The sequence below is a fragment of the Xanthomonas sp. NCPPB 4037 genome, from assembly GCF_041475695.2.
In the GTDB taxonomy this organism is placed as follows: domain Bacteria; phylum Pseudomonadota; class Gammaproteobacteria; order Xanthomonadales; family Xanthomonadaceae; genus Xanthomonas; species Xanthomonas campestris.
In genome coordinates this window covers 4,439,800-4,466,540 of sequence record NZ_CM191261.1, presented here as the reverse complement: position 1 = coordinate 4,466,540, position 26,741 = coordinate 4,439,800, and the positions used below count along the sequence as shown (strand labels likewise).

Genomic DNA, 26,741 nt, shown 5'->3' with positions numbered 1-26,741 from the left:
ACGCGGCGATCGCGCTGCGGCGCCCCGCAGATCGCGCAGCACGTGGCGCAGCGCAGAGTTGAACGGGGTGGGCACTCTGATGGGCGAGGCGCGTATCGCCGGGCTGGTCGGGGGTCTGGAACGGCTGCCAGGCACGCAACGCCGTGGTGTCGGCGAGTCGGTATGCGCCCGAAGTTCCCAACGCGCTCACTGCGGGTGCTCGCGCAAGACACCTCTGTCCGACGACCGCGCGCTGCGGTCATCAGCCAGTCCGGCCCGCGTCTGCAGACGCCCGGCAGACACCGCCGCTGCGAGACCCGAAAAAAAGTTGCGAGATGGGCTGCCCGATCGGCGCGCTCGTGGCACCTCCTTGATGACGGTGTCAGTGCGACGCCACCTCAGATTGTGGGAACCCCATGTCCATCTCCGACCGCCGCCGCGGCCACCACGCTGTTTCGCTGCACCTCTCACTGCCGCGGGCTGCACTGCCCAGGCCCATCGCCACTGCGATTGCGCTGGCCCTGTGCGGCCTGACGGTGCTCGCCACCAGTCCCGCTGCCGCCGCGCAGGATGCCCAAACCGCGTCCGCGGCCCGGCAGCGCTACAGCATCCCGGCCGGGCCGCTGGCACCGGCCCTGCGCAGCCTGGCCGGCTCGGCCAACCTGTTGCTGAGCTTCACCGCTGCGCAGACCGATGGACGCACCACCGCCGGGCTGGACGGCGACTACACCGCTGCCGGCGCGCTGACTGCGGTGCTGGCCGGCAGTGGCTTGCAGGCCGTTCCACTGCAGACCGGCGGCTACGTGTTGCGCCCGGCGCCTGCGGCGGTGACCAGCCAGGGCGAAGCCGATGCCTGGCTGCTGCCGACGGTAAAAGTCACCGCGCAGGCCGAACGCCGCGCCGTTACCAGCGGCACCGGCAGCTATACCGCGCGTGCGGTCAGCATCGGCCGTGGCGAGCAGCGCCTGAAGGACATCCCGCAGTCGATCAGCGTGGTCACCCGCCAACTGATGGACGAGCAGAACATCACCTCGGTCTACGACGCGCTGGCCAGCACCACCGGCATCACCATCGTGCAGAGCCCGCAGGGTGGCAAATACATCTATGCGCGCGGTTTCGACATCACCACCGTGCAGTACGACGGCGTGCCGCTCAATCGCGGCATGTATGGCCGCGCCAGCAACTACAGCGCCAACATGGGCATCTACGACCGTGCCGAAGTGCTGCGCGGCGCCGCCGGCCTGCTGCAGGGCGCGGGCAATCCCAGCGGTGCGGTGAACCTGGTGCGCAAGCGCCCGCTGGACGTGCCTGGCGTGAGCGTGATGCTGCAGGCCGGCTCCTGGGACCGCTACGGCGCCTTGCTGGATGCCAGCGCCAACCTCACCGACGATGGCGCCTTGCGCGCGCGCGGCGTGATCGACTACCAGGACCAGCGCTCGTTCGTCGATGGTGTGGAGCGGCGCACGCCCACCTATTACGGCACGCTGGATTACAGCGTCTCGCCGCAGACCCAGGTCAGCCTGGCCGCCAGCTACGAAGAAGTCGAAGGCCGGCCATTTTTTGGCGGCCTGCCGAGTTACACCGACGGCCGCGACATCGGCCTGCCGCGCAGCACCAATTTAGGCGCGCAGTGGAACCGGCAATCTTCGTCCAACCGCGGCCTGTACCTGGACCTGGACCATCGCTTCAACGCCGATTGGGTGTTCAAGCTCAGCGCGGTGCAGGTGCATGAGCGGCACAACCTCAAGTACGCCAGCTCCAGCCGCGCGATCAACCCGGCCAACGGCACCGGCGCCCTGCTGGCGGCGCGCACGATTTCCGAAGCGGACGTGGCCGGCGTCGATGCCAATGTGATTGGTCATTTCAACGCGCTCGGGCGGCGCCACGAGTTGGTGTTAGGTAGCAACTACGCCGAAACCACAGTGGATACGGTCTACGGCAACAAGAACAACTTTCAGACCTTCAACGTGTTTTCGCTGCAACGCAACGTGCGCGCGATCAGCGATGAGGAAATCTTTGCCAGTGCGCGCGAGGCGCGTCACGGCACCTCGCGCGAGCTGGGTCTGTACAGCGCGTTGCGCTGGCAGCTGACCGACCCGCTGAAGGCGATCGTGGGTGCACGCGTGAGCTGGCACGACACCAAATGGAACACCACCACCACTGGTCTGTCGCCCTCGCAGTCGATCGAACACACCCGCGAAACCGGGCAGGTCACCCCGTATGCCGGCCTGCTGTACGCGCTCACGCCCACTTGGTCGGCGTATGCCAGTTATGCGGATATTTTTCAGCCGCAGAATGCGCAGAACGAAGCCGGTGAAATGCTCAAGCCCATGACCGGCGCCAACTACGAGTTGGGGCTCAAGGGCGAGTGGCTGGACGGACGCATCAATACCGCCTTTGCGCTGTTCCAGGTGGAGCAGAAGAACCGCGCGCAGGCCGACCTGAGCACCAGCCCCACCTGCCGCAACAACGACTTCTGCTACATCGACACCGGCAAGGTGCGCAGCCGCGGCTTCGATGCGGAAGTCAGTGGCGAAGTGCTGCGCGACTGGAACCTGTTCGCCGGCTACACCTTCAACCGCACCACCTATCTGCAGGATGTCAGCAGCCAGGGCCAGACCTTCAACAGCTACACGCCCAAGCACCTGCTGCGGGTGTGGACCACCTACCGGCTGCCGGGCGTGCTGCAGGATGTCACCGTGGGGGGCGGCGTGAGCGCGCAGAGTGCGGCATATCGGCAGATCGGCGCGGCCACTGCAGATATCCCCGGGCGTGCGGTGTGGAATGCGCTGGCGCGTTACCAGGTGAACCGGCAGTGGTCGCTGGCGGTGAACTTCAACAACGTGTTCGACAAGCGCTACTACAGCACCTTGTCGAGCTTCGTGAATGGCCGCTATTACGGCGAGCCGCGCAACGTGATGGTGACCCTGCGCGGCGCGCTGTGATGCGCCACTGCATGCACGGGGCGATGGCCGCATGAGGGAGGGGTTTCGGCAAAGTATGGCGTGGCTGCACACCTGGTGCGGCCTCACCTGCGGCTGGCTGCTGTGCGCGATCTTCCTCACCGGCACGCTCAGCGTGTTCCGCTACCCGATCACCAGCTGGATGCAGGCCAGGCCGGCACTGCCCGGCGCCGCGACGCATGCGCCGCTGCCCCAGGCACAGCTGGTGCCACGCGCGCTGGCACACCTGCGCCAACAGGCGGCGCAGGCCACGCTGTGGCGCATCAGTTTGCCGGTGCACCCGGGCGACACCCTGGATGTGGTCTGGCGTGGACCCGCTGGCGCCGGCCAGGCCACGCTGAGCCCCATCACCGGCGAAGTCCTGCCCGCGCCATGGGGCCGCCAGACCGAGGGCGGGCGGCATTTCATGAGCTTCCACTACACCTTGCAGGGCGGCATTCCCGGCTACTGGCTGGTGGGCTGGGTATCGATGTGCGGGCTGATTGCGTTGGTGTCCGGCGTGGTGGTGCACAAGCGCATCTTCTTGGACTTTTTCACCTTCCGCCCGGGCAAGGGGCAGCGCTCGTGGCTGGATGCGCACAACGCCACCGCCGTGCTCACGCTGCCGTTCCTGCTGATGATCGTCTACACCGGGCTGGCGTATTTCTCCACCAGCTATCTCTCCGCTCCGCTGCATGCGCTGTATGGCCAGGACGAAGACGCCTACGCCCGGTACGAGGCGGCGTTGTCGCCTGCCGCCGCAGCACCAGCGGCGCAGCCAACCCAGCACGAGCGTATGCACACCTATCTGCCCGATCTTGTGCAACGCGCCGCAGCGCTCAATGGTCAGCCTGCGCAAACACTGGTCATCCAACGCCCGGACCAGCCTGGTGGCACGCTGCGGGTGATTGCGCGTGTTGCCGACACCGCGCACTCGCGGCAGTTGCTCAATCCACCGGCCAGCGTGGTGTTCGATACCGGCAGCGGCGCGCTACTGGAGCGGCATGCCGTTGCGGCGCACACACCGCTGCAAGCCGCCGATGTGGATGCGACGATCAAGACCTTGCATGTGGCCGGGTTTGGCGGCTGGACCGCCAAGTGGCTGTACTTCGTCTGTGGCCTGGCCGGTACCGCGATGATCGCCACCGGCACGGTGTTGTTCACCGTCAAGCGCCGGCGCCGCAGCGAGCAGGAATTCGGCGCTGCCACGGCAAGCATCTATCGGGTGGTGGAAGCGTGCAACGTGGCCGCACTGGCCGGCACCGCGCTGGCCTGCATTGTGTACTTCTATGCCAACCGCTTGCTGCCGGCAGAGCTGGAGGCGCGTGCGCAGACGGAAATCCGGGTGTTTCTGTGGGTGTGGGCCGGCACGTTGCTGCATGGCCTGCTGCGCCCACCGCTGCGTGCCTGGGTGGAGCAATTAGGTATCACCGCCGCATTGTGCATTGGCCTGCCACTGCTCAACGCGGCCAGCACGGGGCAGCATCTGGGCAGCTATCTGCTCGATGGCGATCTGCAGCGCGCCGCGGTGGAACTCACCGCCGTGGGCTTCGGTGTGAGCGTTGCCTACGCCGCGTATCGCGTGCAGCAGCGCATCAGTGCGCCGCCACCCGTGCGTGCGGCGCGGCGCACGCCGGCAGCGGAGCCCGGTGCATGAGTAAACCGCCACAGGCATCGCCATGGCGTTACCGCGGCGCCGTCGCCGGGCGCGTGCTCGCGGCCAGCATGGGCGGCTATGCGCTCACCGCCAGTGGCAGCGGCGTGGCCGCGCAGCTACTGGCCCGCGTGGCGGGTATGGCGCCGGCGATTGCGGTGCTGGCGACCACGCTGCTGAGTTTCGTGGTCTACACGCTGCTGGCGATGTGGATGTTCCGCGCGCGCAGTGCGTGGCGGATGTGGTTGTCGATGCTCGTCGCGCTGGCGGTGCTGGGAGGCATCGACTGGGTGCTGCGGGGCAGTGCATGGCCGGCATGATCGCCTCGCTCACCGCGTTGGCGCTATGCCACGCCGGCATGATGGCGATTTGCGTAGCGATGCATCGCCATTACGAACAACTCACCGGCCAGCGCAATGCGCCGCGTGCGCAGCGCTGGCAGTTGCGCGTGCTCGGTGCGTGCCTGCTGCTGAGCGCACTGGGCGTGTGCGTGCGCGCCTGGGGCGGCAGTGCGGGCACGGTGCTATGGCTGGGCATGGCGAGCGCTGGGGCCTTGTGGGTGGCGCTGGGGCTGGCATATGCGCCGCGCCGCAGTGCCTGGGTGGCGGTAGCGGTGGGATGCCTGGGCGGCGTGGCTGCGGCCGGCGCGGTGCTGGGGCTCGGCTAGCGCGAGCGCAGCGCACAGATGCGTAGCGGGTGCGTCATTGCCTGGGTAGGAGCGCGCTCGCGCGCGCTTGGCAGTGCCGGTAACGCGTTGGCGCACGCGTGCGCTCCCACTGGGCACAGCGGTGGCGGCGCACGCGCGGCAGCGCATCTGCACATGGTGCTACCCGGCAAGGATGCCAGAATCGGGCCATGTCACAGCCCATTCCGTCTGCCTCTCCTGCGCTGGCCGCTCTGATCGAGCGGGCCGTGGCGCGCGTCCGCCACGCCCTGCCTGCCGATGCACCGTGGCCCGAAGGTGTTGAGCACCCGCTGACACGCGTAGCGCTGGCCAGCGACTTCGTGGTCGACACGCTCGCCCGCCAACCTGCACTGCTCGCCCACCTGGCACAGCCAGACCCGCCGCCGCTGCCGGTGCCGCGCCTGGACCCGGCGCAGCCGCAGGAGTGGGCCGCACAACTGCGCCGTTACCGCGCAGCCGCCTCCGCGCGCCTGGTGTGGCGCGACGTGCTCGGCCTGGACGAGGTGGACGCCACTCTGGCCGGTGCCACCACGCTGGCGGAAACCTGCCTGCAATGCGCGCTGCAGGCACTGGAACAGCAATTCGCCACCCGCCATGGGCAGGTGATTGCCGAAGACGGCAGCGTGCAGCGGCTGGTGGTGTTCGGGCTGGGCAAGCTCGGTGGTGGCGAACTGAATTTTTCCTCCGACGTGGATCTGGTCTATGCGTATCCGCAGTCCGGGCAGTCCGATGGCACGCGCCCGCTGGCGGCCGAAGAATATTTCGCGCGGCTGGGCCAACAGCTGGCCAAGCTGCTCGACGAAACCACCGCCGATGGCTTCAGCCATCGCGTGGATCTGCGCCTGCGCCCGTTCGGCACTGCTGGGCGGGTGGCGTTGTCGTTCAACGGCATGGACCAGTACTTCCAGCGCGAAGGCCGTGACTGGGAGCGCTATGCCTGGTTGAAGGCCCGCCCGGTGGCCGGCGACATCGCTGCCGGCGAGGCGTGGCTGGAAACGCTGCGCCCGTTCGTGTATCGCCGCTACCTGGATTTCACTGCGCTCGACGGGCTGCGCGACATGAAGGCCGCGATCACCGCTGAAGTGGCGCGCCATGCACGCCTGGACGACATCAAGCGCGGGCCGGGCGGCATCCGCGAGATCGAATTCCTGGCGCAGTCGCTGCAGCTTATTCGCGGTGGGCGCGAAGCCAGCTTGCGCGAGCGGCGTTTGTTGCCAGCCTTGCAGGCGCTGGTGGACCTCGGGCAGATCGATCCACCCACCGGCCAGGCGCTGGCCGAGGCCTACCGCTTCCTGCGCCGGGTGGAGAACCGCCTGCAGATGCTGCGCGATGCACAGACGCATGCCTTGCCGCAGGGCGAGCCGGAGCGCGAACGCATCGCGCTCGGTCTGGGCTATGCGCATTGGCAGGCATTGCTGGAGGCGTTGGCACCGCACCGCACGCGGGTGGCGGCGGAATTTGCCGAGTTGCTGGCACCGCGCGTGCACGCCACCGCGCCCGATACGCTGGCCGACTACTGGCGCGCGCTGCCCGAGGGCGATGCGGCGCCGTTGCTGGGCATCGGCCTGCATGATCCCAACAACGCGCATCACATGCTGGCCGATTTCGCACAGTCCTCCGGCGTGCGCGCACTGTCCGATGGCGCGCGCACGCGGCTGGACCGGGTGATGCCGGCGCTGCTGCATGCAGCGATCCGCGCGACCCAGCCAGACGCCGCGTTGCGGCGCGTGCTTGGCCTGCTACAGGCCACGCTGCGCCGCACCAGCTACCTGGCGCTGCTCGACGAGCAACCCAGCGCGCTGGCTCGCCTGGTCGATGTGCTCTCGCGCAGTGCCTTGTTGGCCGAGCGCCTGGCTGCGTATCCGCTGCTGCTGGACGAACTGCTCGACACCCACATTGCGGGGCCGTTGCCGGACCGCGCTGCACTGCATGCCGCGTGCGTAGACACACTGCAGATCGACGACCCGGAAGCGGCGCTGCGCGAACTCAACGAGCGCCGGCTTGCGTTGAGCTTCCGCATCGCGCTGGCCACGCTGGATGGGCGCCAGCAGGCGGTGGAGAGCACCCGCCAACTCGCCTGGTTGGCCGAAGCGGTGGTGCAGACGGTGCTGCAGCTGGCGCAGACGCAATTGCAGGCCGCGCATGGGCAGGTCCCGGGCGGTGCGTTCGCCATCATCGGGTACGGCAGCCTGGGCGGGATGGAGCTGGGCTTCGGCTCGGACCTGGATCTGGTGTTTCTCTACGATCACCCGCGCGCGGTGGAAGCCTCCGATGGCGCGCGCCCGCTGGAATCCGGGCGCTGGTTTGCGCGCCTCGCGCAAAAGGTAATGGCGTTGCTGGGTGCCGAAACCGGCGCAGGCCGGCTCTACGACATCGACGTGCGCTTGCGCCCGGATGGCGGCAAGGGCGCGTTGGTGTCGTCGTTGGCCAGCTACCGCGAGTACCAGCGCGAGCGTGCCTGGACCTGGGAACACCAGGCGCTGGTGCGCGCACGCGCGGTGGCCGGTGATCAGGCGCTGTGCGCCGCATTTGCGCAGGTGCGGCAGGACACCTTGGCGCGCGTGCGCGACACCGCGTTGCTGCTGGCCGATGTGTGCAAGATGCGTGCGCGCATGCGTGCGGAGCTGGACCGCAGCGATGCCGGGCGTCTGGATCTCAAGCAGGGGGCCGGCGGTCTGGTCGACCTGGAATTCCTGCTGCAGGCCGGCGTGCTCGGCCAGGCCGCGCAGCATCCGGCATTGCTGCAGGCCTGCGACACGCCGGCCTTGATCGATGCCCTGGCGCAGGCACAGTGGCTGGCCGCCGATGCCGCGCAGCGATTGCACGGCGCGCATGCCACGTTGGTGGACGCTGGCCTGGCCTGCACGCTGGACCGGCGGCCGCGCCTGATCACGCCAACTGCGGCCATCCAGGACGCCACGCGCACCATCTTCGATTGCGCGCAGGCGCAAGGCCTGGCGTTTCCACGCGGGCGCGACGCACCGCGGGACTAAGAGCGGCTAACAAAACGTAGCGAGCAACCGTCAGGTGGGTGCGGACGGCGCGGAGGAACCGGAATGTACGGGGGTATATGCCGATTCCGAGCACCGGCCGCGCCCGCCTGGCGGCTGCGCAGTCGTCTTGATAGCTGCTTTAACGGTGTGCCAGGGGCGTGGGGTTAGAGACCGTCGAGCAGACGCGTTGTCGCTGATGCAATGCACAATGCACGCAGCCCGCGTGCTCCGCGCTGCCGTGCGATTTACGTGTCAGGGTCGCGGTGCGGGTGCCGCAGGTGCGGCACGCTCGACGGTGGCGGTGAAGCTGGCCGAGCGTGTCAGGGCCTGCGGATTGGCGACGATGCGCCCCAGCCGGACCAGATCACGCGACGGCGTATAGCCGCGGTAGAACACCGCCAGATTGCCCCACGGCACGTAATACATCAGGTCGCCCGCCTGCGCCTTGCCAGCCGGGCCCACCTCGGACAGGTCGAGTTTCCTCGGCAGGTAACTGATCTTCTCGGTGGCATGGAAGTCTTCGAAGTCGAGCTTCATCGGCAACTGTGCCAACAGGTCGCGGGTGGCCGAGTTGTCGACCAACTCCGCCGCCACGACATCGCTGCCAATGGTGAGGGTGATGCGCATGATGCGCTCCGGTGTCTGTGGGTGGGTCACTGCCGGTGGCGTGGCCGCCGAACACGCGGTGACCAGAAAGGCGCACCCCAGCAGTAGGGTTTGCAGGCACGTGTGCGTGCGAAGCGTCGGCATTGGTGTTGCCCTCGAACGTTTAGGTAATTCACACACCACATGTGCTGCCGTCAGGTAGGTGCGGCCTGGACTTGTTACGCCATGAACCTGCGTCTCCGCCCGCTGTGCGTGCCAAACGCATCGCCATATACCGCGCCATGGCGTTGCGCTTACTGCAGATTCTTGCGGAAGAATGCAGTCAGCGTGTCGAACGGGATGAGCGCGACGCGGTCATACAGGTCCACGTGGCCGGCGTTGGGCACGATCACCAGTTGCTTGGGTTCGCCGGCCAGACGGTACGCTTCTTCGCTGAACTCGATTGAATGCGCGTTTTCACCGGCAATGAACAGCATCGGCCGCGGCGAGATGGTGGCGATATCGTTGAACGGGTAGAAGTTCATGAACTTGACGTTGCTGGTCAGCGTCGGGCGCGTGGTGTGATCGGGCGATTGGCCTTGTGGGGTGTACTGGCCACGTGGCGTCCGGTAGAAATCATAGAACTCGCGTTCGATCGGATTGGAGTCCTTCGTCAGCGCCAGCACCGTGCCGCCGGTGTACTCCACCGGCCCGCCACTGAGTTCGGCCGCGCGCTGCTTGGCAGCTGCGGCAATGATCTGCTTGCGTTGTTCCAGGCTGAGCCCATGGCGCAGGCCGTTGCGGTTGGCCGCGCCCATGTCGTACATGCTCACCGTTGCAATGGCGCGCATGCGTGGGTCGATCTTGGCCGCGCTGATCACGAAGCTGCCACTGCCGCAGATGCCCAGCGCACCGATCTGCGCGCTGTCCACAAATGCCTGCGTGCCCAGGAAATCCACCGCTGCGCTGAAGTCTTCCGCATAAATATCCGGCGACACCGCATTGCGTGGCTGGCCCTCGCTTGCGCCCCAGAACGACAGGTCCAGCGACAACGTCACAAAGCCCTGCTCGGCAAGTTTGGTGGCATAGAGGTTGGCGCTCTGCTCCTTGGTCGCACCCATCGGGTGCCCGACCACAATGGCCGGATGGCGCTTGCCGGTGTCCAGGCCTTTGGGCACGAACAGCGTGCCGGCCACGGTCATCTGGTACTGGTTCTTGAAGGTGACCTGCTGCAGGGTCACCTTGTCGCTGGTGTAGAAATTATTCGCGTCATGGGACATATCTGCTCCGAAAATAGTGGGTGAGATCAGCAAGAGCAGCAGAACAAGAAGGCGCAGTTGCATGGTGGATTCTCATGGAGGGCGCGCGCCACAGCACACCGTTTCGGTGGTTGCACTGCGCTTGCTGGTGGATGGAGTGGGTGCCGCGGCAGTGCGTTCGCGAGAGACGCTGTTATTGCTTTGCATCGCTTCGCAATTGCGCAGTGCTGTCTTGCCAATGACCGCGCTGCACTGACGGCGGAGATTCCGCGATTGACTGCGCAAAGCGACACGTAACCGCATGGCAGCATTTGTATGTTCGCTACCTGCGACTACAGGTGGCCGTGACTAACGTGATTGCTGCTGCTGTATCTCGCGGTGGCCTACTGTAGGTCAGCCGGTGCGCGGGAGCATTACCGCTCCGTGCATGCCTTCATGTGGCCGTTTCATGAGTGGTGTGCATGGCGACGAGCGGCGAGTGATCGCAACCCCACCTGTGCTGTCGAGTGGCGTCGCAATGCCAGCGACGCTCACAAGCTGGAATAGAGCGCGCGTGGTGAGGCAGTGTCCGGCTCAAGCAGCACAACAGCGTCGGTCCGCTTTGCCTGATTGGCGGCATCGAAACACAACGGTAGACGTGACAGCTGCGGTGGCAGCAGTGCATCTACATACCACCCAACTGGCCGTTGCCGCGTGTCGCTATGACAAGGAACTTGAGTGTGCCCGCCGTGGGTGGGGGCATGGTGGATGCATGCGACACGCCGACAGCACGCCATCAAAGAATTTACCGGGCTGCCCGCGCTTGGACGCTCAGCGATCAGCCCCGGTGCATGCAGTGCACAAGCGCGGCTGCGCTCGTACAAGCAGCCTGCTCGCGCACACTCATGGATTGGCGTGCGGGACACCACGCCAGAGCAAGGCGCGGAACGGGCCGAGCAAAAACACGCCCATGCCCAGTTTCACGGCCAGATCGCCCGCCGCCCAACTCAGCCAGGGCAGCGCGGCGCCGGCAAAGGCGATGCTCCAGAAGATGGCGGTATCCAGGGTGGCACTGCAGGTGGTCGCCACGATCGGCGCGCGCCACCAGCGGCCGTGACGCAGCCGGTCGAATACGGTGATGTCCAGCAATTGCGCGGCGATGAAGGCCGTGCACGATGCAGCGGCAATGCGCGGTGTGGCCAGCCAGATCGATAACAGCACCGCCAGCGCAAACCCGCACCAGGCCACCGTGCGCGCCGCGCGTGGGCCGAAGCGCCGATTGATCAGGTTGCTCACCAGAAACGCCAACGGATACGAAAAAGCGCCCCACGTCAGCCAGTCGTTGATCGGGTACTGCACCAGGATGTTGGATAGCAGCACCACCGCGCCCATGGCCGAGACCGCCCACAACAGGGCGCGAACGGTGAGCGGTGCGAAGGTGGGAGCAGGGGCGGCAGGCATGGCGGGACACGAAGATGGTGTGTCGATTATCCGCATGCCGGCACTGCCGGGCCAGTGCGCCAACAAGCGCAACACTGGCTCGGCAACCTGAGGCTCTCACCGCGGCCACAATACCGGTTGCCGTCGCGGCCTACCGGTGTTGGCAGTGCCTTGGCATCACCAGGTATGGCTGCTATTGGATGCCGCTGCTTCATCGGTTGGCAGAAAAGCCAATGGTTCACCTTGCGGTGCATGCACCAGCCAGCCGCTGCCCGCGGGCGTGGGCTGGAACGACACCATCTGGCCAACATGGAAGCCCGCGGCCGGGTCATCCTGCCGTGCCTGCCAGCGCAACAGCGCCGCGTTGTCGGCCTGTTGCGGGTCCTGCAAGCGCACCTGACGCGCACCGTCGGGCAGTGTCTCCACGGCCTCGACGCGCATCGGCGCCACCGTGCCGGCGCGCTTGTTGCCGCTGCGATCGCGGATTGCCTGTGATGCGAAGTAGGGGCCACTGAGGGTTGAGCCGACCGCACCTACCGATAATGCGATCGGTACCGCCACTGACACCGTCACGTAGAACGCCGATTTTTCGCCGGGTGTGTTGACTTCTCCGGCATGGATGCTCGGCGGGGCCACGGCAGCAAATAGCATCACTGCACCGCAAGACAGCGAGCGCAACGAGATCATGGCAATGCTCCGGTTGGAGTGAGTGCAGGCGGGATGGACAGCTCCTGCGCAATCGCATCGCGCTGGTGCAGGAAGTCGAACACCGATTCGACGGTAACCACCGAGTAGTTGCCGGAAATTCGCTCGCTGGCTGGGTGGTCGGTGACCGCGACGTTAACCACGGCAATGCGTGCGCCAATGCGCTGGCTCAGGTCCAGGTGCAGCTTGGTGGGGTGATAGCGTGCAGCGCGTAGCCAGCGCTGCGCTTCGGCGCGATCGGTGATGGTCACCGCCGGTTGCGCATCCGCAGCCAGTGCCGCGGCCAGCACTTCGAGCACCCACTGGTTGGAGTTCTGGTACTCGGTGGAGAACGGGTAGGCAACCATGCTGTAGCGCGGCGCATGCAGGCGATGCGCGGACGTGCCCGCGCCGCCAAGCATCTGCAACAGACGCTGTTGCACGCCAGATGCGAGGACGCCGATGCGTACGCTGCTCTTGGTCGCGCTTTCGCCGATGAAATTGCTCAGGCCTTCGAGATACAGCTGGGAGGCATCACTCTTGCAGCGGTTGAGTAGATGGCGCACGCGCCAGATGCCGTCGTCATCGCGCATGGCAAAGGCCAGATGACTATGTTGAAGTCCGTAGCGGCTCAGATCCTGGCCACCGCGTGCCAGCACCACCACGCGGGCGTCGGCCAGTGCATCGAGCGCCTGCGCCGTGGAGGCCGCCATATCGAACATCGCCGCGCTGCTGGCCGGTGTCGGATAGCGCTCGGCGCACTGCGGTGTTGCGGCGGCAGCGGTCAGCGGCAACAGCGCAAGCAGGGCGCTGCCGATGACGGCACGAGACGTCGGTGTGATCCAGTGCATGTTTGGCTTCCTCATCGTCCTTGTGGGCGGTTGCTATGGTCGCGCCTTTCATCATCGGCCAAGGCGCATACGCACCTGCGCCGCAATCCGTTCGGTTTCGCGTACCGGTGTCATAGCGGCCGTGGTAGCCAGAACTCCATCGGCTGCGCACAGGCGCTGGCGCTGCTGCAGTGCCTGCACATAGGCGCCGACACGGCCGCGCGCAACCTCTGCACAAGCAGCCACCACCGGCACGGGTGTGGCGCAGGCTTCGGAGAGCAGGTTGACCGAATCGGCGCTGGCCACGATCGCGTCCGCCCAGCCAAGCAGGCCGGCATACGGGTTGGCGCCATCGCGCGCGTCGCACCACAGCAGGCCGGGGTTGCCCTGCTGCAGGGTGCGCAACAGCGCAACCACCTCCGGCGGCGTGCGGCGCGAGGCGGTGATCAGCAGGCTGCCGCCTGCGGCGCGCACCTGCGCCTGCACCGCATTGCACTGCGCTGCCAGCGCCTGCGGTGTCCACGGCACCTGCGCGGTGGGCCCGCCGATCAGCAGCGCCACACGTGGGCCCGGCAACCTGCCCACTGCGGGGAATGCCGCGCGGCCGGCGGCCAGCCAGGCGTCGTCCACCGGATGCAGGCTGCCAAGCAGGGTGAGCACGTTCTCGCCAAGCAGTGCATCGTGCTCGGGCACCACCACCAGGTCCCACTGGCGCCGGTCGAGTCGCGGGTCCAGGATCTGCACCGCCACGCTGCCGCGGGCGCGCAACAGACGCGTGGCCAACGCCGCCTGGCGTCCGCACCCAATCACCAGGCCGGGTGGCTGTTGCAGTTGCGCGGCAAATGCCGGCCCGAAGGCCGAGTTGGCGCCGGGCAGGCGCCGCGGCGCGGCCCAGCGCCAGGGCGCTCTGGCCTGCAGATGCAGTGCATGCACGGTGTCGGGGTGCAGGGCGCGGGCCAGCGCTTCGGCCTGGCGGGCATTGCCGGCGCGCCCGTCGCTCACCGCCCAGGTCACTGCCATCGTTTCAGATCCGACATAGATTTGTTTCAGATTGAGCGTGTGTTCCAGCAATCGCACCACTCTACACTGCGGGTCTTCACACTGGCGCCGTTGCTGCACCCTACTGTCGCCATCCAACTGTCTCCCGGAGTCTCCATGTCCGACCTGCTCAACGCTGCCGCGCTGGATCAGCTGTTTCGCACCGCCCGCACGCAGAACGCCTTCCTCGATACGCCGGTCAGCGAAGACCTGTTGCGCGAGCTCTATGACCTGGTCAAGTGGGGCCCCACCGCGGCCAATGGCTCGCCGGCGCGGTTCGTGTTCGTGACCACCGCCGAGGGTAAGGAAAAGCTCAAGCCGGCATTGTCCGAAGGCAACGCCGCCAAGACCCTGGCCGCACCGGTCACAGTGATCGTCGGCTCCGACGAGGAGTTCCACGAAAAGCTGCCGTACCTGTTCCCGCATGCCGATGCCAAGAGCTGGTTCGACGGCCCGCGTACGGCGCGCACCGAGTCGGCATTCCGCAACAGCTCGCTGCAGGGCGCGTACCTGATCCTGGCCGCGCGTGCGCTGGGCCTGGATGCCGGCCCGATGTCCGGCTTCGACAATGCCAAGGTGGACGCCGCGTTCTTTGCCGGCACGCCGATTAAATCCAACTTTCTGGTCAATCTCGGGTACGGTGACCCGGCCGGGCTGTTCCCGCGCCTGCCGCGCCTGAGTTTCGACGAAGCCGCACGCATCGCTTAAGCGCGCGGTCGCTGTTTCCCGCAGTCCTCGTCCGTCTGCCCCTGTCCCATCGCGTCGCCTCGGCGCGCTCACCCATCTCAAGGAGTTTCAATGAAGACCACCCATAAGCTGTTGCTGCCGCTCGCCCTGACCCTGGCCATCGCCGCCTGCTCGAAGCCGGCCGACAACGCCGCCGCGCCGGCTGCCGAAACCCCGGCCGCCACCGCCCCGGCCGATGCCGCCGCTGCTGCGCCCGCACCGGCTGCCGATGCGTCGACCGCGCCGGCCGTGCAGGTGGCCTCCGGCACCTACACGCTGGACCCGACCCACACCGACGTGCTGGCGCAGTGGAGCCACTTCGGCTTCTCCAACCCCACCGCGCACTTCGGCAATGTCGACGGCACCCTGGTGTACGACGCGGCCGACGTGACCAAGTCGACCGTGCAGGTGACCCTGCCGCTGTCCGGCTTGAACAGCTTCACCGCCAAGTTCGACGAACACCTGAAGAGCGGTGATTTCTTCGACGCGGCCAAGTTCCCGAGCGCCACCTTCAAGAGCACCAAGGTCGAGTCGGCCGGCACCAACAAGCTGACCGTCACCGGCGATCTGACCATCAAGGACCAGACCAAGCCGGTCGTGCTGGACGTCACCCTCAACGGTGCCGGCGAGCACCCGATGAAGAAGGTGCCGGCCGCTGGTTTCGACGCCACCACCACGATCAAGCGCAGCGATTTCGGCGTGGGCCAGTACGCGCCGAACGTCAGCGACGAGGTCAAGATCCGCATCACCACCGAGGCCCTGCAGGCCAAGGCCGGCGACGCTGCCGCGAAGTAATTCGCCGCGCTGCCGACGCACCGGTGCGCGCAATCGCACCGATGTGTGGAATACAAAAAGCCCGCCAATTGGCGGGCTTTTTGTTTGTGCGCGTGACCGGCGCCATGCAGTGATGCGGTGAACCACAACCGCTCAGCTCGTGTAGGAGCGGCCTTGGCCGCGAGGGCTTCACCGTCAGCCCAACACCACGCACGACCAATCAGTTTTTTGTAGGAGCGGCCCAGGCCGCGAGGGCTTCACCCTCAGCCCCAGCACCACGCACGACCAATCAGCTCGTGTAGGAGCGGCCTAGGCCGCGAGGGCTCCACCCTCAGCCCAACTCCACGCACCACGCACGCGTAAACCACGCACCAACGCCTCACTCCCCAGCCGGATTCGCCTTCCAATAGCCCTTTGCACGCACCGATTCCTTGTCCACCTGCAGGTGCTCTTCCAGGAACTTGCGCATTGCCCGCGCGCGCATCGATTCGGCGCCGATCCAGTAGAACGTATCGCCGTCGTGCGGCTCGTAGTCGCGCAGGCTGTCTTCCAGCAGCGTGCTCGTCGCAGCGTCGAAGCCGTTGCGCTCCAGCCAGTAGATATCCACGTCGGCAGCGCTGAGCAGCTCCTGGCGCTCGGCCGCGTCGGCAATTTCGATGTAGACCTCCACGTGCATGTCGGCCGGCATGGCTTCCAGCCAGCGGCCGATTGCCGGCAATGCGGTTTCGTCGCCGAGCAGCACGTAGTGGTCGTAATCGTCGGCTACCAGGAACGAGCCGCGTGGGCCGCCGATCTTCAAGTCATCGCCGGGCTGCGCCTGTGCCGCCCAGCTGGAGGCCACGCCATCGCCATGCAGCACGAAATCGATGCTCAATTCGCCGCTCTGCGGGTCGAAATAGCGCGGCGTGTAGTCGCGGCCGGGCGAGGGCACGGCGCCTGCGTCGTAGCGCGGGCCCTCGGCCGTCATCGTCGGCAGCACGAAGGCGCCGTCGGCATTGGGAAAGAACAGTTTGACGTGGTCGTCCGGGGCATCGCTCTGGAAACCGGCCAACTCGCTGCCGCCAAACACGATGCGGCGCATCTGCGGGGTGATCGTTTCGCAGCGCAGCACCTGCACGGAGCGCAGGTGGGGATCGCGGCGAACTTGGGTATTGGTGTGGACAGCCATGGAGTGCAATTCCTGGGGAAGGCCACGCAGCACGTGGCGGGGGAGGGGCGCGTCGGCGCGGTCAGGCTGGCGGCGGCGGGCCAATGTCACGGTACAAGCGCGGTGCGCAGGCTCAGGTGTCGCCCGGCTCCATGCCGTCGGCGGCGGCGTTGAGCAGCGCGGCAATGCGCGCGGTTTCGGCCTCGGTCCATTGCCCATGCCGGGCGAACAGGCCGTGTTTGATGCGGTGGATGGCGTCGCGGATCGGCGCCGGCGTCTGTGCCTTGATCAGGTCGCGCGCGCGCCGGTGCGTGCGTGCCAGGGCGGCGTCCAGCGCATCGCGGTGCGCACTGGCGTGGCCGCGGCCGGCTTCGGTGATCTGGTAACGCTTGCGCCCGTGGTCCTGGTCGGTGAGCACCCAACCGTCGGCTTCCAACTGCGCCAGCGCCGGGTAAATCGTGCCGGCGCTGGGCGTATACAGCCCCTTGAACAGCTGGGCGATCTGGCGCATCAGCTCGTACCCATGGCGCGGCTGCTGCTCGATCAGCGCCAGCAACAGCAGACGCAGGTCGCCATGGCCAAGCGGGCGCGCGGTGCCAGCTCGCCGGGCGCGCCCGGCGGGAGTGTCGAAATCTGACGCGGCGATGGGGTCGGAAGGAGCTTGCATTCGATATATCGAAGTTTTCGAAACGATATATCGAAATGCGGGCTGCAGCAAGTGCGCAGCTGTCGCCCAGCTGACTTGCCCAGCACGGAAACTGCTCGGCGCAGCTTGATGCTGCAGCGCCGCTAGACAGGGAAGGTCTGCATAATTACGATGTAATTACTTCGACATTACGGGCTCGGCCCGGTGAGGCGTACGCGATGAGTCGACAGTGGGACACCCAGGCCGAGAGCCGCCGCCAGCGCCTGCAGCGCGCCGCCGCGCTCGCGCCCCGCGGGCGGGTGGTGGCCGCCGACGATGTGGTGGCGCTGCTGGAAGCGGTGATCGAGCCGGGCGACCGCGTCTGCCTGGAAGGCAACAACCAGAAGCAGGCCGATTTCCTGGCGCGCTGCCTCACCGAGGTGGACCCGGCGCGCGTGCACGACCTGCACATGGTGCAGTCGGTGCTGTCGCTGCCCGCGCACCTGGACGTGTTCGAACGCGGCATCGCCAAGCGTCTGGATTTCTCGTTCTCCGGCCCGCAGGCCGCGCGCCTGGCCGGGCTGGTGAGCGAAGGGCGCATCGAGATCGGCGCCATCCACACCTACCTGGAATTGTTCGGCCGCTATTTCATCGACCTCACCCCGCGCATCGCGCTGGTCACCGCACAGGCGGCCGACCGCCACGGCAATCTCTACACCGGCCCCAACACCGAAGACACGCCGGTGATCGTGGAGGCCACCGCGTTCAAGGGCGGCATCGTCATTGCGCAGGTCAACGAAATCCTGGACACGCTGCCGCGCGTGGACATCCCGGCCGACTGGGTGGACTTCGTCACCCACGCGCCCAAGCCCAATTACATCGAACCGCTGTTCACCCGCGACCCGGCGCAGATTTCCGAGATCCAGGTGCTGATGGCGATGATGGCTATCAAGGGCATCTACGCCGAATACGGTGTGGACCGGCTCAATCACGGCATCGGTTTCGATACCGCTGCCATCGAATTGCTGCTGCCCACCTACGCCGAGTCGCTGGGGCTGAAGGGCAAAATCTGCCGGCATTGGGCGCTGAATCCGCATCCGGCGCTGATCCCGGCGATTGAGTCGGGCTTCGTGCAATCGGTGCATTCGTTCGGCTCGGAACTGGGCATGGAGCAGTACATCGCCGCGCGCCCGGATGTGTTCTTCACCGGTGCCGACGGCAGCATGCGGTCCAACCGCGCGCTCTCGCAGACCGCGGGCCTGTACGCCTGCGACATGTTCATCGGCTCCACCTTGCAGATCGATTTGCAAGGCAACAGTTCCACCGCCACGCGCGATCGCATCGCCGGCTTCGGGGGTGCGCCGAATATGGGCTCGGATGCGCGGGGCCGCCGCCATGCAAGCGCTGCGTGGCTCAAGGCCGGGCGTGAAGCCGCACGGCCGGGCGAGATGCCGCGCGGGCGCAAGCTGGTGGTGCAGATGGTGGAAACTTTTCGCGAACACATGGCGCCGGCCTTCGTCGACAAGCTCGATGCGTGGGAGCTGGCCGAGCGCGCCAACCTGCCGCTGCCGCCGGTAATGATCTACGGCGACGACGTCAGCCATGTGCTCACCGAAGAAGGCATCGCCAATCTACTGCTGTGCCGCACGCCGGAAGAACGCGAGCAGGCGATTCGCGGCGTGTCCGGTTACACCGCGGTCGGCCTGGGCCGCGACAAGCGCATGGTGGAAAACCTGCGCGACCGCGGGGTCATCAAGCGCCCCGACGATCTGGGCATCCGCCCGCGCGATGCCACGCGCGATCTGCTTGCCGCGCGCACGGTCAAGGACCTGGTGCGCTGGTCCGGTGGGTTGTACGACCCGCCGAAACGTTTTCGCAACTGGTAGGGGTAGTGCATGGAAACCCTGCGTTATCGCTTCGATGGCCGCAATAGCGCACGCACCGGGCTCGATCACGCCCTGGTCGGCGTGGTTGCCTCCGGCAATCTGGAAGTGCTGGTCGAGCGCGTGCCGCTAAGCGGTGCGATGGAGATCGAAATCGTCACCGCCGCACGCGGCTTTGGTGAGATCTGGCAAGCGGTGCTGGACGATTTCGCCGCGCGTCATTCGCTGCAAGACGTGCGCATCAGCATCAACGATGTCGGCGCTACGCCGGCGGTGGTGAGCCTGCGTCTGGAGCAGGCCATCGACGTGCTGCAAGGAGCCGACGCATGAGCCGCCACGATCCAGCACACACGCATGACCTCGTAGGAGCGCGCCTGCGCGCGAGGGGCGTTACCGGTAATGCCCCGATCGCGCACAAGTGCGCTCCTACGCAAGCAGTTTCCAGCCAACGCATCAGCACCGTAGGAGCGCGCTCGCGCGCGATGGGCGTTACCGGTAAGGCCTCGATCGCGCACAAGTGCGCTCCCACGCAAGCAGTCGCCAGCCGCCGCATCAGCACCGTCGGAGCGCGCTCGCGCGCGATGGGCGTTACCGGTAATGCCTCGATCGCGCACAAGTGCGCTCCTACACAAGCAGTCATCAGCCAACGCATCAGCACCGTAGGAGCGCGCTCGCGCGCGATGGGCATTACCAGTAACAACGCCTCAATCGCGCCCACCTGCGCTGCTACACACGCCATCCGGAGCCGCGCATGAGCACCACCATTCCCATGGCCGAGCGCAGCTACTACGAAGCCGACGCGCGCGAGCGCATCGACGGGCTACTGGACGCCGGCAGCTTCACTGAATTCGTCGGCCCACGTCGCCGCCTGATCAGCCCGCACCTGGCGCAACTCGACACGCCCGGCGCGTTCGACGACGGCATCGTGGTCGGCGAAGGGCGCTTGCGCGGACGCCACGTCCTCATCGCCGCCCAGCAAGGCGCCTTCATGGGCGGTGGCGTTGGCGAAGTGCATGGCGCCAAACTCACCGGCTTGCTGGAACGCGCCGCGGCCACCACGTCCGATGCCATCTTGCTATTGCTAGACACCGGCGGCGTGCGCCTGCACGAAGCCAATGCCGGCCTGATCGCCATCTCCGAAATCATGCGCGCCACCCTGGGTGCCCGCGCGGCCGGCGTGTCGGTGCTGGCGCTGATCGGCAGCGGCAATGGCGCCTTCGGCGGCATGGGCATCGTGGCGCGCTGCTGCAGTGCGGTGATCATTTCCGAAGAAGGGCGGCTGTCGTTGTCCGGCCCGGATGTGATCGAAACCGTGCGTGGCGTGGAAGAATTCGACGCACGCGATCGTGCGTTGGTATGGCGCGTCACCGGTGGCAAGCATCGCTATTTGATTGGCGATGCACAGACGCTGGTGCCCGACCGCATTGCCGCCTTTGCAGACGCCGCGGCCACCACGCTGGACACACTGGCCGAACCGCAGGGCGATGCCGCGTTGCAGGCACTGGAGCGCGAACACCACGCGCTGGCTGCGCGCATCACCGCGTATGGCGACTGCCGCGACGGGGTGGAGATCTGGCGCCGCCAGGGCATTGCCGACCCGGAGCGCTTGCCGCTGCTGGACACCGACGCCTTTCTCGCGGCCACTGCCGACCGGAGCACGCCATGACCCTGAGCGCGTTATTCGACCAGCTGTTTCCGCTGGGCCACGCCATCGCCTGCAACGACGATGTGCTGACCGGCAGCGCCACCACCGCAGCCGGCGAGGTCACCGTGATCGGCACCGCCAACAAGCTGGAGGTCGGTGTGGACCATGCGCTCGCCCTGGCCGCCACGGTGTTGGCCAGCACGCGCACGCATCCGCAGCGGCCGATTGTGATGCTGGCCGACACCGCCGGGCAACGGCTGGCACGGCGTGACGAATTGCTGGGCATCAATGGCTATTTCGCGCATCTGGCCAAGTCGCTCGATCTGGCGCGTGCACGCGGCGCACGGCTGGTGACGCTGGTGTATGGCGAATCGGTGAGCGGCGGGTTTCTGTCGTTCGGTTTGATGGCCGACCACATCCACGCCCTGCCGGATGCGCAGATCCGCGTGATGGATCTGCGTGCGATGGCGCGCGTGACCAAGCAGACCGTGGACACCTTGCAGGCCTTGAGCAAGAGCTCGCCGGTGTTCGCGCCGGGCGTCGAAAACTACGTGCGCATGGGCGCAGTGGAATCGCTGTGGGACGGCGACCTGGCGCAAGCCTTGCTCGACGCCCTGGCAACGCCCGGTACCGGTGATCAGCGGCGTACGCTCGGTGCCGAGCGCGGTGGCCGCACGCTGGCGCGCGATGTCAGCGCCGCCGTGGCAGCGGGCGAGGCCTGAGCATGGCCGGCCGCCACGCCCTGGTGTGGTTACGGGCAGATGCGCCGTGGCAGGCGCTCACGCCTGGAGCACAGCCTCGGCTGCAGGTCTGGTTTGCAGCGGGATTTCCGGCGGTGGTTGCACGCCGGGATGGCGCTGAACAGCCCGGCCAGGTGCGGCTGGGCGTGCCCTTGGCACCTGCGCAAGGCAAACAGCGCATTGCGTTGTGCGCGCAAGTGAGCGACATCGCCCGCAGCGTGCCTGCGCTGGCCTTGCCCGAGGTCATCTCCCATGCGCCACCGCAATGGCAAGGCGCGCTGCAGGCACTGCAGGCGCAGGCCGCAGCCATCGGCATGCAGCCGCGCGTCTTCGGCAGCTTTGCGTTTCAGGCGGTGACCGGGCTGTCGTATGTGCATGCCGCTTCGGACGTGGATCTGCTGTGGACACTGGACACGCCTACGCAGGCGCACGCGGTGGTCACGCTGCTGCAGCAATGGGAACACGTCACGGCACGACGTGCCGATGGCGAACTGCTGCTGCCCGAAGGGTACGCGGTGAACTGGCGCGAATATGCCGGCGACGCGCAGCAGGTGCTGGTGAAGCGCAACGACGGATGCCGGTTGCTGCCGCGCACCGCGCTGTTTCCAGAGCGGTGCGCGGCATGAATATGCGTGCAGCCGTATCACCCACCCTCACCGCTACCCCCGTAGGAGCGCGCCTGGGCGCGACAAGCACTCCCGGTAACACGCCCGAAACAGCGTGCGCTATCTATATGGAATGCGCTCGTATGTCCTCGGTCACTACCGGCCTAGCATCAGAGCCTGACACTTCAAGCAGCAGCACGCTGCCGAATCGCGTTATGCAGGCACTCCATGCCGATGCGGCGCCTCGGCAAGTTCCAGTGTCTACAGGAGAAAGACCGCGCCACGTTCCACACGCAAGCGCTATCACTGACACGGAGACGCACACCCCCGCGGGCGTGACCTCTGCAGCAACTGCATCGCCCCTGGCCCACCGCTTGGGCCGCCTTGCGGTATGCGCGCTGCACGCCGAGCTGGCCTGCGCGCCCAAGCCGGGTCTGGTCACGCCGTTCGATGCAGGCAGTCATAGCGATATGGATGCGTCCACCTTCCTGCGCAGCCTGTTTGCGTTGCGTGGCTATTTTGTCGCCATCGCGCAGGCCGGATTTGCGCAGGCGCCATTCGAGCATCTGCGCCAGCTCGGCATTGCTGCCGAAGCCGCGATGGCGCGTGCCACCGGCGGTATCAACACCCACCGTGGCGCGATCTTCAGCCTCGGCCTGCTCACTGCACAGGCAGCGCGCCTGCGTGCGTTGCATGGGCGTAGCCCCAGCGGCGAGCAGGTGTGTTGCGCGGTGCAGGCGTGGAGCGTCGCGCTGCAGGCTGCACCGCTGGATTCCCAAAGTCACGGCCAACGCATGCGTGCGCAGTACCGCGTGGCTGGCGTGCGCGAGCAGGCCGCAGCCGGTTACCCGCTGCTACGCAATGTGGCCTTGCCGTCGCTGCGTGCCGCGCTGGCTGGTGGCGCATCGCGTGAGGCGGCCTTGGCGCAGACGTTGATGCAGCTCATTGCCGAGGTGGACGATCTCAATCTGCTGCATCGTGGCGGCCAGGCCGGCTTGGCGCATGCGCAACAGCAGGCGCGCGCGTTCCTGGCGGCCGGCGGCATTGCACAGGGGGGCTGGCGTGCACAGCTGGCGCACATCGGTGATGGATTCGTCGCGCGCCGGCTCAGCCCGGGCGGCAGCGCCGACCTGCTGGCCTGTGCGTGGTTTCTGCATGCGCAGGAGGCGCTGTAAGCATGCGCGCCGCACTGCTGGCAGCACAGCTTTCTTGCGCGCCTGCTGCATGCGCGGCAGGTCTGCAGGGCAAACAGCACCACCTGCGCGGCAATGGCCAACGCGTACGCCGCCACAACGACACGCGCGGCACGCGTCAGGCGCACGCATCGCGAGGCTGCGCGTGAGCTTCGCCATCCTGTGCCCGGGGCAGGGCGGCCAACACGCCGGCATGTTCGCGCGCATCGCGCAGCTGCCTGCGGCGTCCGAGGTGATCGCCACCGCTGCCAGCGTGCTTGGCACTGATCCCATCGCACTCGCTGCCGATCCACATCGCTTCGACAACGCCATCGCGCAACCGCTGGTCTGCGCAGGCACGTTGGCGCACTGGCAGGCGTTGCGTGCGCAGTTGCCCACCCCGACGCTGGTACTCGGCTACAGCGTGGGCGAGCTTGCCGCGCACGCGGTGGCCGGCAGCATCGATATCCCTACCTGCCTGCACCTCGCGGCCACCCGCGCACGGGTGATGGATGCTGCCAGCCCGGCAGACGCCGGCCTGATGGCCGTGGTCGGCCTGTCGATCCCCGCCTTGGACGCACTCTGCCAGAGCCATGGCGTGGCCGTGGCGATCATCAACGGCGACGACCATGCCGTACTCGGCGGGCCGCGCAGTGCGCTGGCCGCACTGGGCAACGACGCGTCCGCGCGCGGGGCCCGCGTCACCCACTTGCCGGTCAGCGTGCCCGCGCATACGCACTGGCTGCAGCCGGCCGCCCATGCATTCGCCGCGGTGCTGCAGGACAGCGCCGTGCGTGCGCCGATGCAGCGCGTGCTGGCCGGGATCGATGCGCGTGCCGTCACCACGCCACAGGCGGTGGTGAGCAGCCTGTCTGCGCAGATCGCGCGCACCGTGCGCTGGCATGACGTGCTGGTGCAGGCCGCCGAACGTGGCGCGCGGGTGTTTCTCGAACTTGGCCCGGGCAGCGCGCTGGCACGCATGGCGCGTGAGCTGCTGCCTGCGTGCGAAGCGCGCTCGGTGGAAGATTTCCACAGCCTGGACGGTGCCGCCGAGTGGGTGAGCGCCGCCTGCGAGCGTGTGGGGTGAGGTGCGGTTGACCGTGGTGCACAGGTAGTAACCCTGGGGTGGCGGGCGGCCATCCGTGCTGTACGCGTATCAGGTGTCTGGGAGGGCGCATGACCCCGCAAATTGCAACGATTCTTGGCTTGGTGATCATGTTCATCGTGGCCACCGCATTGCCCATCAACATGGGTGCGGTGGCCTTCGCGCTGGCTTTCATCATCGGTGGCGTGTGGGTGGGGCTGGATGGCAAGGAGGTCCTGGCAGGCTTCCCGGGCGATCTGTTCCTCACCCTGGTCGGCATCACCTATCTGTTCGCCATCGCGCAGAAAAACGGCACCATCGATCTGCTGGTGCACTGGGCGGTCCGCGCAGTGCGTGGGCGCATCGTGGCCATCCCGTGGGTGATGTTCCTCATCACGGGCCTGCTCACCGCGTTTGGTGCGTTGGGGCCGGCGGCGGTGGCCATCATCGGCCCGGTGGCACTGCGCTTTGCCAAGCAGTACCGCATCAATCCCTTGATGATGGGCTTGCTGGTGATCCACGGCGCGCAGGGCGGCGGGTTTTCGCCCATCAGCGTGTATGGCGGCATCACCAACAAGGTGGTGGAAAAGGCCGGGCTCGATGTCACCGAGATGGCCGTATTCCTCACCAGCCTGGGCTTCAACCTGATGATGGCGATCATCTGCTTCTGCGCCTTTGGTGGTCTGCAGTTGATGCGCCGCAACGAGCTGTCGCTGGCCGATGCGCAGTACGTGCCGGTAGCCGACGACCAGGCCTCCAAGCGGCCGTTCGCCATCGAAGGCCACGGCGCGTTGGTGGCGGCCGGCGGCGGCACCTTGTCGACCAACCCGCTTGCGCTGGAAGCGGTGGCCATCACCCGCGACCGCGTGATCACCCTGGTCGGCCTGCTCGGGCTGGGCGTGGCTGCGCTGGTCTACAACCTCAACGTCGGCCTGGTGTCGATCACCGTTGCGGTGGCACTGGCACTGATTTCGCCCAGCGCGCAAAAGGGCGCGGTGGATGGCATCAGCTGGTCCACGGTGTTGTTGATCAGCGGCGTGGTGACCTATGTGGCGGTGCTGGAAAAGGCCGGTGCGGTGGATTACATCGGCACCGGCGTCTCGCACATCGGCATGCCGCTGCTGGGCGCGTTGCTGGTCTGCTATGTGGGCGGCATCGTGTCGGCGTTCGCGTCGTCGGCGGCGGTGCTCGGTGCCACCATTCCGCTGGCGGTACCTTTCCTGATGCAAGGGCATCTGGGTGCGGCCGGGGTGATCTGCGCACTGGCGGTGTCGTCCACCATCGTCGATGTCAGCCCGTTTTCCACCAACGGCGCGCTGGTGGTGGCCTCGGCCGCCAAGGAAGAGCGCGACGCGCTGTTCCGCCGTTTCCTGGTCTATAGCGGCCTGGTAGTGGTGCTCGGCCCGTTGGCGGCGTGGCTGCTGTTCGTGGTGCCGGGTTGGCTGTGAGCCGGCACGCCGCCGGCAGGGCAGGGGGGCGCGCCCGTAGAATGGGCGCCCTCTTCCTTGCCACGACGATGTTCCCGCCATGACCCTCGCCCCCGATTCGCGCACGACCAAGAAGCGCGTACCGCTCTACGAGGAAGTGGCCGAGCGCCTGCGCCAGAAGATCTACGACTACGTGCTGCCACCGGGCGAATGGATCGACGAACCCGCCCTGGCCGAGGAACTGGGCATCAGCCGCACCCCGCTGCGCGAGAGCCTCAAGCTGCTGGCGGCCGAAGGCCTGGTGCAGCTGGACGCCGGCCGTGGCAGCCGCGTCACGCGCTTGTCGCTGGAAGACCTCAATCAGCTATTCCCGGTGATGGCGATGCTGGAAGGCCGCTGCGCCCACGACGCGGTCAAGCGCATCGATGCGGCCGGTGTGCAGCGGCTGGAGGAACTGCATGCGGCGATGGAAGCGGCCTCTGCTGCTGGCGACCTTGCCGAGTACTACCGCAACAATTATCTGATCCACGAAACCGTGCAGCACTACGCGGGCAATCCGTGGTTGATCCGCGTCACCCACGATCTGCACCGCATCCTCAAGATGCACCGCGGCAGGCAGTTGCTCACGCCCGGGCGCATGGCGCAGTCGTTGGCCGAGCATCGGGAGTTGATGGAGTGCGTGCGGCGCGGCGATGCGGAAGGTGCCGAGCGGACCATGCACACGCATCTGTTGAGTCAGGGGCAGGCGTTGGCGGCGTATGTGGCGGCGGGGGGGATGTTGAATGTGCCTGCGCCGTTGCCGCGGTCGGGTGGGGTTTAGGGGGTTTTCGTTCTGCTGTTTTGAG

At 67.0% G+C, this 26,741-nt stretch carries 24 protein-coding genes and 1 other RNA gene; 16 read left to right on the top strand and 9 right to left on the bottom strand.

What is annotated here, in order from left to right:
• The first annotated feature begins 395 nt into the window (after positions 1-395).
• The 5 genes from ACCQ01_RS19605 to glnE all read left to right on the top strand — a co-directional run bounded on the left by ACCQ01_RS19605 (position 396) and on the right by glnE (position 8,253).
• Positions 396-2,924, top strand: a complete 2,529-nt coding sequence (locus tag ACCQ01_RS19605) for a TonB-dependent siderophore receptor (RefSeq protein WP_228433967.1) — start codon at positions 396-398, stop codon at positions 2,922-2,924.
• A gap of 55 nt (positions 2,925-2,979) precedes the next feature.
• On the top strand, positions 2,980-4,578 hold the full coding sequence (locus ACCQ01_RS19600; RefSeq protein WP_228433966.1) for a PepSY-associated TM helix domain-containing protein: 1,599 nt from the start codon (positions 2,980-2,982) through the stop codon (positions 4,576-4,578).
• Positions 4,575-4,895: a DUF3649 domain-containing protein gene (locus ACCQ01_RS19595; protein ID WP_228433965.1), complete on the top strand. Its 321-nt coding sequence runs from the start codon at positions 4,575-4,577 to the stop codon at positions 4,893-4,895. The genes ACCQ01_RS19600 and ACCQ01_RS19595 overlap by 4 nt, the downstream gene beginning before the upstream one ends.
• Complete coding sequence (locus ACCQ01_RS19590) at positions 4,883-5,242, top strand: DUF3325 domain-containing protein (RefSeq protein WP_228433964.1); 360 nt, start codon at positions 4,883-4,885, stop codon at positions 5,240-5,242. Before ACCQ01_RS19595 ends, ACCQ01_RS19590 begins: the two co-directional genes overlap by 13 nt.
• Before the next feature lie 188 nt (positions 5,243-5,430).
• Positions 5,431-8,253, top strand: a complete 2,823-nt coding sequence (gene glnE / locus ACCQ01_RS19585) for a bifunctional [glutamate--ammonia ligase]-adenylyl-L-tyrosine phosphorylase/[glutamate--ammonia-ligase] adenylyltransferase (RefSeq protein WP_228433963.1) — start codon at positions 5,431-5,433, stop codon at positions 8,251-8,253.
• A gap of 4 nt (positions 8,254-8,257) precedes the next feature.
• Here glnE and ACCQ01_RS19580 read toward each other — a convergent pair.
• From ACCQ01_RS19580 to ACCQ01_RS19550, 7 genes are all read right to left on the bottom strand, one after another.
• A non-coding RNA gene (locus ACCQ01_RS19580) (sX9 sRNA) lies at positions 8,258-8,332 on the bottom strand.
• Between the two features lie 173 nt (positions 8,333-8,505).
• Positions 8,506-8,880, bottom strand: coding sequence for a cyclophilin-like fold protein (locus tag ACCQ01_RS19575; protein WP_228433962.1), 375 nt, complete (start codon positions 8,878-8,880; stop codon positions 8,506-8,508).
• Between the two features lie 272 nt (positions 8,881-9,152).
• Positions 9,153-10,181 (bottom strand): alpha/beta hydrolase, encoded by a 1,029-nt coding sequence (locus ACCQ01_RS19570; protein WP_228433961.1) that lies wholly within the window; start codon positions 10,179-10,181, stop codon positions 9,153-9,155.
• 798 nt (positions 10,182-10,979) lie between these two features.
• Positions 10,980-11,537 carry a VUT family protein gene (locus ACCQ01_RS19565; protein ID WP_115556866.1) on the bottom strand — a complete coding sequence of 186 codons (558 nt, stop codon included), beginning with the start codon at positions 11,535-11,537 and terminating at the stop codon, positions 10,980-10,982.
• Positions 11,538-11,693: 156 nt separating this feature from the next.
• Entirely contained in the window at positions 11,694-12,203 is a 510-nt protein-coding gene (locus ACCQ01_RS19560; RefSeq protein ID WP_372358824.1) for a hypothetical protein, read from the bottom strand.
• The gene (locus ACCQ01_RS19555) at positions 12,200-13,051 is read right to left on the bottom strand and encodes a DUF2145 domain-containing protein (protein ID WP_228433959.1); all 852 of its coding nucleotides are present in this window, start codon (positions 13,049-13,051) and stop codon (positions 12,200-12,202) included. Before ACCQ01_RS19555 ends, ACCQ01_RS19560 begins: the two co-directional genes overlap by 4 nt.
• A gap of 51 nt (positions 13,052-13,102) precedes the next feature.
• On the bottom strand, positions 13,103-14,050 hold the full coding sequence (locus ACCQ01_RS19550; protein WP_228433956.1) for a mitochondrial fission ELM1 family protein: 948 nt from the start codon (positions 14,048-14,050) through the stop codon (positions 13,103-13,105).
• A gap of 135 nt (positions 14,051-14,185) precedes the next feature.
• Here ACCQ01_RS19550 and ACCQ01_RS19545 point away from each other — a divergent pair, with 135 nt between their 5' ends.
• The gene (locus tag ACCQ01_RS19545; RefSeq protein ID WP_228433954.1) at positions 14,186-14,776 is read left to right on the top strand and encodes a malonic semialdehyde reductase; all 591 of its coding nucleotides are present in this window, start codon (positions 14,186-14,188) and stop codon (positions 14,774-14,776) included.
• A 90-nt stretch (positions 14,777-14,866) separates the two neighbouring features.
• Complete coding sequence (locus tag ACCQ01_RS19540) at positions 14,867-15,589, top strand: YceI family protein (RefSeq protein ID WP_012437248.1); 723 nt, start codon at positions 14,867-14,869, stop codon at positions 15,587-15,589.
• A gap of 358 nt (positions 15,590-15,947) precedes the next feature.
• Here ACCQ01_RS19540 and ACCQ01_RS19535 read toward each other — a convergent pair whose 3' ends face one another.
• Both ACCQ01_RS19535 and ACCQ01_RS19530 read right to left on the bottom strand, forming a co-directional pair.
• Positions 15,948-16,736, bottom strand: a complete 789-nt coding sequence (locus ACCQ01_RS19535) for a siderophore-interacting protein (protein ID WP_228433952.1) — start codon at positions 16,734-16,736, stop codon at positions 15,948-15,950.
• A 112-nt stretch (positions 16,737-16,848) separates the two neighbouring features.
• Positions 16,849-17,382, bottom strand: coding sequence for a PadR family transcriptional regulator (locus ACCQ01_RS19530; protein ID WP_042597227.1), 534 nt, complete (start codon positions 17,380-17,382; stop codon positions 16,849-16,851).
• Positions 17,383-17,579: 197 nt separating this feature from the next.
• On the opposite strand from ACCQ01_RS19530, the gene mdcA reads away from it, so the two are divergent.
• From mdcA to ACCQ01_RS19485, 9 genes are all read left to right on the top strand, one after another.
• Positions 17,580-19,226 (top strand): malonate decarboxylase subunit alpha, encoded by a 1,647-nt coding sequence (gene mdcA, locus ACCQ01_RS19525; RefSeq protein WP_228433950.1) that lies wholly within the window; start codon positions 17,580-17,582, stop codon positions 19,224-19,226.
• Between the two features lie 9 nt (positions 19,227-19,235).
• Positions 19,236-19,553: a malonate decarboxylase acyl carrier protein gene (gene mdcC, locus ACCQ01_RS19520; RefSeq protein WP_228433948.1), complete on the top strand. Its 318-nt coding sequence runs from the start codon at positions 19,236-19,238 to the stop codon at positions 19,551-19,553.
• Between the two features lie 439 nt (positions 19,554-19,992).
• On the top strand, positions 19,993-20,889 hold the full coding sequence (locus ACCQ01_RS19515) for a biotin-independent malonate decarboxylase subunit beta (RefSeq protein ID WP_228433982.1): 897 nt from the start codon (positions 19,993-19,995) through the stop codon (positions 20,887-20,889).
• Complete coding sequence (mdcE, locus tag ACCQ01_RS19510) at positions 20,886-21,590, top strand: biotin-independent malonate decarboxylase subunit gamma (RefSeq protein WP_115007173.1); 705 nt, start codon at positions 20,886-20,888, stop codon at positions 21,588-21,590. The genes ACCQ01_RS19515 and mdcE overlap by 4 nt, the downstream gene beginning before the upstream one ends.
• Positions 21,591-21,592: 2 nt before the next feature.
• Positions 21,593-22,234 carry a malonate decarboxylase holo-[acyl-carrier-protein] synthase gene (mdcG, locus tag ACCQ01_RS19505; RefSeq protein WP_228433946.1) on the top strand — a complete coding sequence of 214 codons (642 nt, stop codon included), beginning with the start codon at positions 21,593-21,595 and terminating at the stop codon, positions 22,232-22,234.
• 314 nt (positions 22,235-22,548) lie between these two features.
• Positions 22,549-23,388, top strand: coding sequence for a triphosphoribosyl-dephospho-CoA synthase MdcB (mdcB, locus tag ACCQ01_RS19500; protein WP_228433944.1), 840 nt, complete (start codon positions 22,549-22,551; stop codon positions 23,386-23,388).
• A gap of 163 nt (positions 23,389-23,551) precedes the next feature.
• Positions 23,552-24,472 (top strand): malonate decarboxylase subunit epsilon, encoded by a 921-nt coding sequence (gene mdcH / locus ACCQ01_RS19495; RefSeq protein ID WP_228433942.1) that lies wholly within the window; start codon positions 23,552-23,554, stop codon positions 24,470-24,472.
• 89 nt (positions 24,473-24,561) lie between these two features.
• The gene (locus ACCQ01_RS19490) at positions 24,562-25,917 is read left to right on the top strand and encodes an SLC13 family permease (RefSeq protein WP_115575947.1); all 1,356 of its coding nucleotides are present in this window, start codon (positions 24,562-24,564) and stop codon (positions 25,915-25,917) included.
• Positions 25,918-25,996: 79 nt separating this feature from the next.
• Entirely contained in the window at positions 25,997-26,716 is a 720-nt protein-coding gene (locus ACCQ01_RS19485; RefSeq protein ID WP_011038701.1) for a GntR family transcriptional regulator, read from the top strand.
• Positions 26,717-26,741 lie beyond the last annotated feature (25 nt).